Annotated in this window: 6 protein-coding genes and 1 pseudogene; 2 read left to right on the top strand and 5 right to left on the bottom strand. The window is 35.7% G+C overall.

The features are described from left to right. Window positions 1-2,137 precede the first annotated feature (2,137 nt). Window positions 2,138-2,317: a hypothetical protein gene (locus P3F56_RS01165; protein WP_281152948.1), complete on the top strand. Its 180-nt coding sequence runs from the start codon at window positions 2,138-2,140 to the stop codon at window positions 2,315-2,317. A gap of 58 nt (window positions 2,318-2,375) precedes the next feature. Here the strand turns inward: P3F56_RS01165 and P3F56_RS01160 are convergent, their stop codons facing one another. Further along, on the bottom strand, window positions 2,376-3,167 hold the full coding sequence (locus tag P3F56_RS01160) for an alpha/beta fold hydrolase (protein ID WP_281152947.1): 792 nt from the start codon (window positions 3,165-3,167) through the stop codon (window positions 2,376-2,378). Window positions 3,168-4,462: 1,295 nt separating this feature from the next. Between P3F56_RS01160 and P3F56_RS01155 the strand changes: the two genes are divergently transcribed. Next, the gene (locus P3F56_RS01155; protein WP_281152946.1) at window positions 4,463-5,827 is read left to right on the top strand and encodes a UDP-N-acetylmuramoyl-tripeptide--D-alanyl-D-alanine ligase; all 1,365 of its coding nucleotides are present in this window, start codon (window positions 4,463-4,465) and stop codon (window positions 5,825-5,827) included. 101 nt (window positions 5,828-5,928) lie between these two features. On the opposite strand, the gene ppk1 is transcribed toward P3F56_RS01155, so the two are convergent. From ppk1 to P3F56_RS01135, 4 genes and pseudogenes are all read right to left on the bottom strand, one after another. Next, window positions 5,929-8,091 (bottom strand): polyphosphate kinase 1, encoded by a 2,163-nt coding sequence (ppk1, locus tag P3F56_RS01150; RefSeq protein ID WP_281153665.1) that lies wholly within the window; start codon window positions 8,089-8,091, stop codon window positions 5,929-5,931. A gap of 1,192 nt (window positions 8,092-9,283) precedes the next feature. Then, window positions 9,284-10,027 carry a peptidylprolyl isomerase gene (locus tag P3F56_RS01145; protein ID WP_281152945.1) on the bottom strand — a complete coding sequence of 248 codons (744 nt, stop codon included), beginning with the start codon at window positions 10,025-10,027 and terminating at the stop codon, window positions 9,284-9,286. A gap of 40 nt (window positions 10,028-10,067) precedes the next feature. Beyond that, a pseudogene (locus P3F56_RS01140) lies at window positions 10,068-10,618 on the bottom strand (photosystem I assembly protein Ycf4). A 50-nt stretch (window positions 10,619-10,668) separates the two neighbouring features. Beyond that, window positions 10,669-12,339 carry an acetolactate synthase large subunit gene (locus P3F56_RS01135; RefSeq protein ID WP_281152944.1) on the bottom strand — a complete coding sequence of 557 codons (1,671 nt, stop codon included), beginning with the start codon at window positions 12,337-12,339 and terminating at the stop codon, window positions 10,669-10,671. Between the last annotated feature and the right edge of the window lie 68 nt (window positions 12,340-12,407).

Below are 12,407 nucleotides of genomic sequence, written 5' to 3'. Positions count from 1 at the left end.
GGCATTAAAATTGCAAAATTATATAAAATAGCTCAGAAGTAGTCATAAAAGATAAAAAACTTATCCCAACTTTTTATTATAAAAAGTGAAAGGTGTTGGCAGCTTTAAACTTTCAACACAACTCATCAGAGTAGTATATGGCTTGATATAGTTATTGTGCGTATTACGAATATGTAATACCAAGTAAACACCCCTTTTTGTTTAGTTTTTCCTAGCAATTCTCATTAATAAAAATCATCTCAAAAATTATTTTGACATCACCATTTGACTAAAACGGAATTACAAGTTCTATAGTTTTATTGATGGTCATATCGATGCGTTTATTTCTCAACGACTTTACATTACTGTAGTAATGCCTAAAATTTATGTTTGTAATATTTTAAACTCATGCTGATGATTGCATTCAAGCAACCGTTGGGGCATTGTGTTATAGTTTAGTTGTCCGACATTTTTGGGTTAACCTTAATAAACATGAAATCAAATAGATTATAACTTTACTGCTTTTTGAGCCCATTGTTATTTCTAAATTTCGTAATTTCCCATTCAGCTTGAGATTAACTTCAGTATTTTATACTGATAAAATTATCCTGTAAAAAGGTGTTTTTTATCTTTAAAAATCCCAAAAAAATATCGCTCTCATACAAAATTGTACCAAGTACAATTTTAGTAAAAAAAGCTTTTCACGGTTATGTTTGCAGTTCTCATGTAGAATAGTATTACCTAATAGCATTAGGAGGCTGGACTAAATTCTATATAGTTACATAATTTATTGATAACCTTCACTTATTAAAAAGTAATTCAATACACAACTAAAAACTTATCATAAAATCACAAAAAATAAAAATTGTGTACGTAATTACCTATTTTTTCTATTGTCTTTATATTTTCTAATTTTATAGATATTTTTTCTTATCATAAGAAAATGAGACTAAAATAAATATCAAACTCTAAAACTATACAAGAGAAAACTAATAAATCGTAGAACCAGATAACAATAAACTAGATAATGAAGAATTAAAAACTCTAAAACCTAAAAGAGTCGAAAAGAAGTTTGTTAATTAGCTCATAGTGACGTTCATCTCGATAGTCATGGCTAATTTGTTGATATCATTTTTTATTGGAACTCAAGAGAGTGTGACTTAATACTAGCTCCATCAGACGATTAAATTAACATTAGTAAATCGTTAACCTGTGGTAAGTTTTAAACATTAAAGAGTATAGTATCGAGTTTTCTCACTCTTAATTTACTCATGGTCAGTGAGGAGAGCGTTTAAGTTATAGAACTTAATAAAGATGCACACTACTATTACACAATTAAACAACTAAGAGACCCTTGGTTATTTTTATTAGAAACAGCCTTTTTAAAATTGTAAATACCTCATGAGAAGTCTGTAATAAACCACAAGAATATAAAATTCTTCACGGAAAATATCTTCTTAACTATTTAGCACCAGCAATCAATATAAATAATAGTACAAATATTGTATATCACATTTTTACTAGCACTGAGCTTGAGACAAAGCGTTATCAAAATGGAGATAGTTGTTATGCTCTCCATGGAAAACTAATAAAAGAACAAAAAACAGTTTCTTGAGGAATTTATACAAGTTGTTAACTTTGTTAATTCACATCGGTCACAGCAAAGACTCTGAACAATGTCAACATATGAAGAACTCTATCATGATGAGTCTTGTCTCAGGTTATGAAATGTATTTGGCTAATATGGTAGGCTCTCGTAAATTTACCAAATTGTTCCCACCAGTTATCACCAAGTAGCCAGCTATTTGATGATGAACTAGTTTCGCGTAAAGTTTGCTTATCTATAATTTGCTGAGAAGCTATTGACTATCCCGAGGTGGGAGATTGAAGACAAGTATCAGGGATGAGTGATGCTAGATTGTCGTATCCTGGTTTGGATAGGTTAATTCTTGATAAGAATTATATTTTTTTGTTATATTCCGATGGATTAAGTGATTATGTTCGCGTTGAGCAGTACTGAAATAGCAAAATTTGTTCTATTGTGCGAGGAAAAACCTATATGATGATAGCGGAGGAGTGAACGTATCAAAATAAAAATTTTTTCAACATAAATATCTGGTACAAAAAAATAAATGCCTAGTACAGAGAACTTTCGCTCTTGAACAACCAGATCTTTGCATTAACATCTGGTTTGGTATCACCGCCTATTATCCTGTTACTGTCGGTAATGGTTTCAGAGTTAATAGCGATCGTAGCAGTTGCATACCTTACAAGGCTATCTCATAAACCTAAAAGTGCTCAAATTATTGTTGAATCCTTGGATATCTCTTCTTCCTAATATTCTCTCGCTATTAAGATATTCAATAATGACTAGAAATTAACCAGTATTATCGGCTTCAGTGTTCATGGGCTGTGATTTTGAGGGGTAAAAAATTATACTTTTGAAGTAGTTTAGTCAAATCAACTTCAGTTTCTAATAAACAAGCATGTCCACTATCAGGTAGGATTACTAAGTTACTATTAGGTAAACAGTTGACTAATCGTTTTCCCTCAGCGACGGAGGGTAATAGGTAATCGCTATCACTAGCGACGGTTAAAATAGGTTGAGTTAACTGTTTTAATTGTGCGTCATCGACGTTGAAATCCCGTAATAACCTCAGTCGATAACTAATCACTAATGGAGGAACTGATTGCATCGCTTTTAATAAAGCGTAATAATCCTTTGTTTCCATTCTTCCTAAAGCTGCCAAAAAAGGTAAAAATCCTAGGGTTGAAGTTTGATGTAAAATGTCCGGTACCCATTGAATTAATTCACCTCCCCAACTTAATAAAGGACGTTTTGTAAAAGATGAAGCAGGATTGATTAAAATCATTTTTTTGATTAACTCAGGAGATTTTAGAGCAAGTTTTATTGCTAAACATCCTCCAAAAGATTCTCCACACAAATAAACGGAGGAACATTGAGGATGATGGTTTAGTTCTTTTTCAATTAAGCTAATGGTTTTAGAAACTAAAGTATTCCAGTTGCTACAATCATTTTGGGGAATTGATAAACAACAAACTTTAAAAAATTGACTCAATTTTTTAACTTGTCGATGTAGCAACTTCCCCGTTCCATCCATTCCCGGTAAATAGATAAATAGAGGTATTTCTGGTGATATTGAGGATTTTGAACAAATTAACCTCATTCTTGATTATGTAGGATTGATGGTCAGTTAGACGTTCCTAAATAGAAAACTTTAAAATCATAGCAAACTTTTCCTTTTTCTATTTAGAAGAAAGGCTTAGAAGTATCGTCAAAGTCGATTATGTTCTCGAACTTTGCCATAATCTAAGTCGATTTTATTTGAATACAATTTTATTTGAGTTAAGGCAGTTTAATCCACTTTTCTACCATGAACACTACTGCCTTTAAACAAAGTACCAATGGTTCTAGTGGTTCCTAAATTCAGATATCATATCAGCAAAAACATAGTGTTCCGGCTGCTGACTACTTTTAATGACGAGAAAATTTAATAATTGACTCTATATTCACATCATTAAAAATTTATTTAGCTTGTGATGATTTTATTCAGGTAGGTATTTTGGAAGACGTTATAGAGAGTTTTTTTGAATTAATCTTTGTATATATTGGAGGTTATAGAGATATGATTAAATACTCATAACAAATCCCCTTGAAATTTTTTAAGAGCTCAGGCGTGAACAATTTGAGTTAGAAAAGTTATGGGACATACTTTCATAAAGTATAGGCACAGCAAGATTTAACCCCATTGAAAACGTAAAATTTTGAACTTGACGAATAAACATTCCAGTGTCATTGACCTAACTCTCGGAAGTAGTATTAGTTGAGCCATCCCAACCTTATAAGCAAAGTTCTGTGTATTGCTTAATAAGTACAACGGTTTGTTCATATTAAGCGCTACTATCGTCTGCCTATAAATAATGGATGAGATTGTCGATGGATTAGTTACTGGTAATTTTAGACTTAATTATCCTCTCTAACCGCTGAAGTCTAGTAAGTTTAATAAATTTACCGAGGTTTTTGACCAAATGGTGAGTTCAATTGGTGGTATGGTAAAAACCACTACAAGGTTCCGCTAAATTTTTAAACAGACTGATTAGGTTAGGAATATAATCTTGTAGTTGAGGCTTCATTTACTAACGGCTGATTAAAATATGACAGTAACAATTCAGTACATAGTCAAATAACCGCTTAGGAGACTTAATTTCCACATAATCTAATATTGACAATGATCCTCACCATTGATTGAGAACTTTGGAAATTAGATAATCATTAGTTATGATGTTGAGTTTTTTAGCATGATTTAGATGCCAACTATGTTTATTAAATTTACTACTATAGTATCATGACTGTAGTTAAAACAAGATAAATTTTTAACGTGATTTCTGTAACTGTATTTTTACCAAAAAATTACTAAATCTCAGATCATTAATTTTGACAGTATAGTTTAATCAAAATATTATGTTATTCCAAATTTCTCTCAGTATTTTTTTTGATTTATTTAAAAGTAATTTAGACGAAGTTTTTGACTTTACTCCTTATGAAAAGGCTAAAGGAATCAATACAGATAGCCGTTCAATCGCCAAAGGAGAAGTATTCTTAGCATTAAGAGGCCGCAATTTTGATGGACATAAATTTGCAGAAGATGCAATAGCAAAGGGAGCAGTAGCTCTGATTGTAGATCACTATTTACCAGTGAATTTAAGTAAAAAAATACCACAGTTTAAAGTGAAAGATACTTTAGTTGCTTATCAACAAATTGCTCATTGGTGGCGTAATCAAGTTGATATTCCTGTGATAGCTGTCACGGGCTCAGTCGGTAAAACAACTACAAAAGAGTTAATTGCAGCTGTATTGAAAACACAGGGGAAAGTTCACAAAACTCAAAGTAATTATAACAATGAAATAGGTGTTCCTAAAACTTTATTAGAGCTAACAACTGATCAAAATTATATGGTAATTGAAATGGGAATGCGAGCTTTAGGAGAGATTGCTTTACTCACTCAAATAGCCCGTCCCACTATTGGACTGATTACAAATGTGGGAACAGCCCATATTGGGCTACTAGGCTCAAAAGAAGCGATCGCCCAAGCTAAATGTGAGTTGCTCGCTCAAATGCCTCAAGAGGGAATTGCCATTCTCAATCACGATAATACTCTTTTAATTCAAACGGCAAAAAAAGTTTGGTCAGGAAAAACCATTACTTATGGGCTTGAAGGAGGAGATATAACTGGAAAATTAATTGATTCTCAAACTTTACAGGTAGAGGGGATAAATTTCCCTCTGCCGTTACCAGGTCGTCACAATGCTTTAAACTATTTAGGGGCTTTGGCTGTAGCCAAATGTCTAAATTTCGATTGGACTCCTTTAACTCAAGGAGTTGAGGTTCATTTACCTGAAGGACGTTCCCGGCAATACCAATTATCAGGCGATATTATCATTCTCGATGAGACCTATAATGCTGGATTAGAGTCTATGAAAGCGGCTCTAAATTTGTTGAAAGAAATTCCTGGCAAACGACATCTAGCGATTTTAGGCACTATGAAGGAATTAGGAGAAAAATCGGCCCAATCTCATTATGAAGTTGGAAAAATGGTAAAGAAGGTGGGAGTAGATCATTTGTTAGTGTTGGTTAATGATCCTGAAGCAGAGGTAATCATCCAAGGCGCACTAGGTGTAATCACTGATTGCATCTCTACCCATCAGGAACTCATTGAACGATTAAAAGAAATTGTCAAACCGGGTGATCGCTTACTTTTTAAAGCCTCTAATTCTGTCGGCTTAAACTTAGTCGTAGAAAAATTTCGGGAACAGTTAAAAGTTTAATCAGAGACTGCCTAATATACTGCCGACGGGTTTTGCTGCACTTCATACCAAGAAAGGAAGATGAGTGTTAACCCCTCCCTATATTCAGTTATTTTTTTAGTTCATTGTTGACTATCTAATGCCATTTTCATGAAAATCTTGTGCGCACCCTGTTCTCGACAATTTTCCCCAGGATGTCTTTGAACATAACTACCATCAGACTGTAATTCCCAAGCTTGACGATTGTCAGCTAGCATAATTCCCAAGATTTCTTGTAACTCCTGCATAATTGATGGCTCCTCGATAGGAGTTATAGCTTCAACTCGACGAGAAAGGTTACGAGTCATCCAGTCTGCACTCCCGATATAGATTTTTTCTTTTCCACCATTGTGAAAATAAAAAATTCGTGAATGTTCTAAAAAACGACCCACAATGCTAATAACATTAATATTGTCACTGATACCTTTCACTCCTGGACGTAGACAACAAATTCCCCGTACAATCAAATCGATTCTAACTCCTACTTGGGAAGCTTCATAGAGGGTTCTAATCATTTGGGAATCGACTAGGGCGTTCATTTTAGCTACAATGCGACCACTTTCTCCATTCTTACAATGTTCTGCTTCTCGATAAATCATTTCTATCATACGATCACGCATATTGACGGGAGCAACTAACAGTTTTCTGTAGGATTTCTGACGAGAATATCCTGTGAGAAAATTAAATAGATCTGTTAAATCAGCCCCCAGTTCTTCTCGACAACTTAATAGGCCTAGATCGGTGTACAATCTAGCGGTTTTATGATTGTAATTTCCTGTTCCAATATGGACATAACGTCGAATTTTGTTATCTTCCTGTCGTACGACTAAGACTACTTTAGTATGGGTTTTGAGTCCAGCTAACCCATAAACAACATGGACTCCGGATTGTTCTAAGCGTCGCGCCCAAAGAATATTATTTTCTTCATCAAATCTGGCTTTTAATTCCACCAAGGCTGCTACTTGCTTACCATTTTCTGCTGCCGCAATTAAAGCATTGACAATAGGAGAATCGCCAGAAGTACGATATAGAGTTATCTTAATTGTTAAAACATTAGGGTCATAAGCAGCTTGGGTAATAAATTCTTCAACAGAAGCACTAAAAGAATCATAGGGATGATGAACTAACAAATCGGAATTGCGAATTAAGGAAAAAATATTTTCTCCTTCCTGTTGGATTATATTATCTTCATTGTTATTAACAACTTGTTTGATTCGTTGTAAAGGACCAGGAATAACTGCACTCCAAGGTTTCTCTTTAAGATCAGGACGAGGAATGAACATAAAATAAAATAAGTCTTTGAGTCCTAATAATCCGTCGATATGGTAAACGTCAATCTCATCTAAAACTAAATCTTTCATCAGTCGTTCCCTAATGTTACTGGGAGTAGAAGCGTGGATTTCTAAACGAACTGCCGATTTACCTACATGACGTTTGCGGAGTTCTTGTTCTATGGCTAATAGAAGATCATCAGCTTCATCTTCTTCCACCGATAAATCCGCATTGCGAGTTAAACGAAAAGGATGACATTCTTGTACAATCATCCCTGGAAATAAAGCCTCCAAGTTATGCGCAATCACTTGTTCAAGAGGAATTCCTGTCCAGATAGCAGTCTGCTCGTCTTCTTGATGGCGTAATTCCTTGGGTAATGCGACAAAACGGGGAAGCACTTGAGGAACTTTCACTCTTGCAAAATGTTCTTTTGCGGTGTTAGGTTCACGAACTACAACCGCCAAATTTAGACTTAGGTTAGAGATATAAGGGAAAGGATGACTCGGATCAACTGCTAATGGTGTTAGTACTGGAAAAATATAATCATCAAAATATTGATGGAGGTAAGTACGTTGTTCTTGATCGAGATCGACGTAGTTAATTAAGTAAATTCCTTGAGCAATTAGGAGGTTTTTGAGGGTGTATTCAAACAGATGATCCTGCTGTTTAACTAGGGGACGGAGACGATCACCAATATCTATTAACTGTTGAGAAGGAGTACGACCATCAGGAGTTAATTTACTTACATCAGCAGCTACTTGTTGTTTTAACCCTGCTACGCGAACCATAAAGAATTCATCGAGGTTAGAGCTAAAAATTGCGATAAATTTTAGGCGTTCTAGAAGTGGAGTTCGTTCGTCTAATGCTTCGTGTAAGACTCGGTAGTTGAATTCTAACCAGCTTAATTCTCGATTGAAATAGTATTGAGGATCTTTAAGGTTAAAGGTACTATTGACTACATTGACTTGGGACATGATTTTCGAAAGCACACAAAAGGCACACAAACTAATTTCGGTATAGAAGTTGTTGCCTTTGATTTTATATTGAACCTGTCCTCTCGGCGTCATATCTATGATCAAGACGACGTAAATTCAACTTAAGTTAAAAAACAACAAGGTTAACGATCATCTGAAATGATAACTGCCAACAATTAAAACTACAATGGTTGTTTCAACATAGTGGTAGATCAAACTAGCTTATCTTGTTCTCCTAAAGAAATTTTTTTGATAAATAAGTATAAATAATCAGTCGAGCAAAAAAGTAAACAAAACAACTCTGAACATTTCAGTATCTTGAGTGTTCAATCCGAGAGATATTTTAAGCTTGTCGTTAACCGTTTTAATTTTAAAATGCCTATTAAATAAAATTTAACTAATCAGTTAAACTAACTTTTACTTCATCTTTGTGTAGATGGTAAATAGTCCCGAGAAGTCCTGTTTAACATAGCTTTTCAAAGGATTTTTGAACAACTATATGCTCCGCAGAACCTTCTAGTACCTCAAGAACAAAGTTTGCTCTATTCTTGAGAACCTAATGAAAGACTTCTATCGGAGCAAAATTGACCTTATTCGTGTAATTTAACCTTTGCAAACACACAAAAACAGCACAGCAACGTCATTGTTCAGGGCATAAGTTCAGAAAACGATTATAGCTGATTAAATTAAGCAATACTTTTTTACAATCGGGCAGAATTTTTAATGTATAAAATGTTTGAACAGTTTAATATCCTGACTTAGGAAAAGTAATTTTAATGTTTGTTAATTCACCTCTTTTAAAAGAAGAACGTCATTTTTTCTCTCTAAATCAATGCTGTCAATTGAGAAATAGTAATGACAATGCTGTTCAAATTTCTAATAGAAGTAATCTAAATCGCGAAATACTCCGGTAGGATTAGGATGAAATTTTATTGGCATAGCACTAGACTTCAACAAATGCTGTTTTTACCAGAGATTTACTGTCTCCCTTTCCGTCTATAATTTTCCGCTACTTTAAAACGTACGCAAGAGCCATGCGAACTAGCGATAGCGTAGTCGCGGGCTTTTAGCAACTACGGTATATTGAATAAGCTAACGGGCTTAAACCTCAGAACTATCTGACACTAAGTCTCATTAAAGCCATCATCAACGAGTCATTCAAATCAGCATTTTAGTTTTAAGCTTCTAGTAATTATTGTTTCAAGTTTTCTAATCCAACAATCACTTTAGCTGAATCAATATGATCGCCCTGTTTAATACTATCTACAGTATCCATTCCTTGAGTTACATAAGCAAATACAGCATAGTCTCCATCAAGAAAAGTTAAATCTGACAGAGCAAAATAGAATTGGGAGGAGGCAGTATCAGGCATTTGAGAACGAGCCATGGCCACTGCGCCACGGGTATGGGGTAGAACTACAGGTTTTTTGATAGAAGCTCCTTGTCGACCTAAAGCCTTACTATAGAAAGGTTTTTCATCTCCTTCTAACTTTATCTCAAGGGGAACATAACGAGTTTTCTTTGTATCAGGATCAATAAAACTGCCGGTCCCGGTCCCTTGGGGATCTCCTCCTTGGGCCACAAAAGGTTGGGGTTCTTTAACTACCCGATGAAAAGTTAATCCATTGTAAAAGCCGCGGTTAACCAAATCAACGAAGTTTCCGGCAGTAACGGGGGCATCTTGTCCATTTACTTCAATCGTAACGGGAGAGCCTTTAATAATCATTTCCACTATTGCTTTACCTTCGAGTCTAGGAACATAATTATCTATATCCAATTGATTCCCTTGGTCAGTCAGCATTGATCGAGTTAAGTTCTCACTAGTATTGACATCAGAAGAAGTTGCCGACGGGCTAGAACATCCCGTTAAGATTAAACCACTAACTAAAACTAAACAAGCCAAGATAGTTGACCAACGCTGTAGTAATTTTTTCATTTCAATCCTCCAATGCTAGGGTTGGCAATTATTATAAGCCCTAGAGGGGAACCCCCAAAAAACAAGCTAATTGAGCCTCCTGGTTTTTTAGTCTTGCAAGAGAGATGGAGCGTCCTGTGCTAGTCGGGGAAATTTTTCTGTATTGCTTCTAGCCGTATATAGAGTTTACGTTTGGAATTTAACCCTTATTGAAGATCAGTTCTTAATAGCTTGGACATCTTTAAATTCGATATGATGGTTGTTTATAGGAAACCCCCAGCGAAACATAGTTAATTTTCCCGTCTCCTTCCTTATTGAATTCATCATAGACTCCTCCGATGTTTAAAATAATTGTCAACCAGAAAGAGAGTCTATAAGCCAAACCCACATTTTCATAGAATAGAAGAGCTATGCTTTGAGGAATAAATTGAAGTTCGCTCGTATCGCTAACAACAAGGAAATTAATTCTGAAATAGCTCGATATTCCAGCTAAAATAGAACTAATTACTCATATTTAGGCTGTTATCACCCACCAAATATTACTGAAGTGGCAAGACTTAAAATTCCTTGATAAAAAATAAGGTGATTGTTTGTCATATCGGGTAGGTTAATCGATTTTTATAATGATGGCTTGGTGTTTCTTACCGGAAAAATCGCAGTTTTTAACCTTCTTTTGAGTTGGCTATACCCAACCTACCTTTTAAATCTCCTGACTTTTGGGAGAAACGGATATTTTCACCATAATCAACAGGACAATCAATGACTGCGGGAACATCTTGTTCTAAAGCAGTCTTTAAAATAGGAATTAAGTCAGTTGCCGACTCAACCCGATATCCCTTTAATCCCATACTTTCAGCAAACTTAACAAAGTCAGGATTGCTAAATCTAATAAAGGCTGATTCTCCGAATTGGTTAAGTTGTTTCCATTCAATCAACCCATAACCATTGTCGTTAAAAATTAACGTAACAAAAGGAGTTCCGACTCGTAAAGCAGTTTCTAATTCCTGACAATTCATCATAAACCCGCCGTCTCCTGTGACGGCTACCACCTTCTTATCAGGATGAACCAATTTAGCAGCTATCGCCCCCGGGATAGCAATTCCCATGGCAGCAAATCCGTTAGAAATCAAACAAGTATTTGGAGTATTACAGTGATAATGGCGGGCAATCCACATTTTATGCGCTCCCACATCAGAAATAACAATATCTTCTGGCCCCATCACCTGACGTAGATCATAAATAATCTTTTGTGGTTTAACAGGATACCCTTCATCATAGGCGTACCGTCTATAATCAGCGACAATTTCTCTTCGTAAATCTGTCACAACTTCTGTTGATTTTCCTTGGCGGTCAGCCCGTTTGAGAATATCCATCAAGGAATCAGAAATATCACCGACCACTTCTACTAAAGGAATATAACTGCTATCAATTTCAGCCGCTTCCATGCCAATATGGATAATGGGAGTTGTCCCTTCAGGGTTCCATTTTTTAGGAGAATATTCAATTAGATCGTACCCCACCGCGATCACTAAGCTGCACTTTTCAAAGGCATAGCTAATTAAATCCCGTTGTTGTAACCCTAAAGTCCATAAGGCTAAGGGATGGGTATAAGGAACTGCCCCTTTGCCCATAAAGGTATTGACCACTGGAATATTCAAGGTAGTGGCAAATTCCGTTAAGGCTTTACTGGCCTGAGCGCGAATAGTTCCATTCCCAACCAAAATTAAGGGGTTTTTGGCTTTAGAAATGGCCATGGCTGCTGCATTTAAACTACGATATGAAGCGTAAGTTTTTTCCTGACAGTCCCGCTTAAGTGGATGACCAAAAGCGGGCATCGCGGCAATATTTTCCGGTAAATCAATGTGAACTGCCCCCGGCTTTTCACTTTTAGCAATTTTAAATGCTTTTCTAGTAATTTCAGGCGTAATACTAGGACGAACAATCTGTTTATTCCATTTGGTTACTGGAGCAAACATTGCTACTAGATCTAGGTACTGATGGGACTCAATGTGCATACGATCAGTTCCCACCTGTCCCGTGATAGCAACTAATGGCGCGCCATCAAGATTAGCATCAGCTACTCCTGTCATCAAATTAGTTGCTCCTGGACCAAGAGTGGATAAACACACCCCTGGGTTTCCCGTCAGTCGTCCATAGACGTCGGCCATGAAGGCTGCTCCTTGTTCGTGACGAGTGGTGATAAATTTGATCGAAGAATGCTTTAATGCTTCGAGAACATGAAGATTTTCTTCCCCAGGAAGTCCGAATATGTATTCTACTCCCTCATTTTCTAGACATTCAACCAGTAATTGAGCTGTTGTTGGTTCCCCCATAATTTCTATCCTCAAGATTAATAAATCATTTTCATATGAGTGATCTTTAGAGAATCTTTCCCTTCGGG

The sequence above is a fragment of the cyanobacterium endosymbiont of Epithemia clementina EcSB genome (assembly GCF_029919255.1).
In the GTDB taxonomy this organism is placed as follows: Bacteria; Cyanobacteriota; Cyanobacteriia; order Cyanobacteriales; family Microcystaceae; genus Rippkaea.
This window is presented reverse-complemented; position numbering and strand designations above follow the sequence as displayed.

What these genes read in the sequence shown, in the direction of transcription:
- P3F56_RS01160 (WP_281152947.1), bottom strand. Translation starts at nt 3,167, where the DNA reads ATGAGGTTAATTTGTTCAAAATCCTCAATATCACCAGAAATACCTCTA.
- P3F56_RS01155 (WP_281152946.1), top strand. Translation starts at nt 4,463, where the DNA reads ATGTTATTCCAAATTTCTCTCAGTATTTTTTTTGATTTATTTAAAAGT.
- ppk1 (WP_281153665.1), bottom strand. Translation starts at nt 8,091, where the DNA reads ATGTCCCAAGTCAATGTAGTCAATAGTACCTTTAACCTTAAAGATCCT.
- P3F56_RS01145 (WP_281152945.1), bottom strand. Translation starts at nt 10,027, where the DNA reads ATGAAAAAATTACTACAGCGTTGGTCAACTATCTTGGCTTGTTTAGTT.
- P3F56_RS01135 (WP_281152944.1), bottom strand. Translation starts at nt 12,339, where the DNA reads ATGGGGGAACCAACAACAGCTCAATTACTGGTTGAATGTCTAGAAAAT.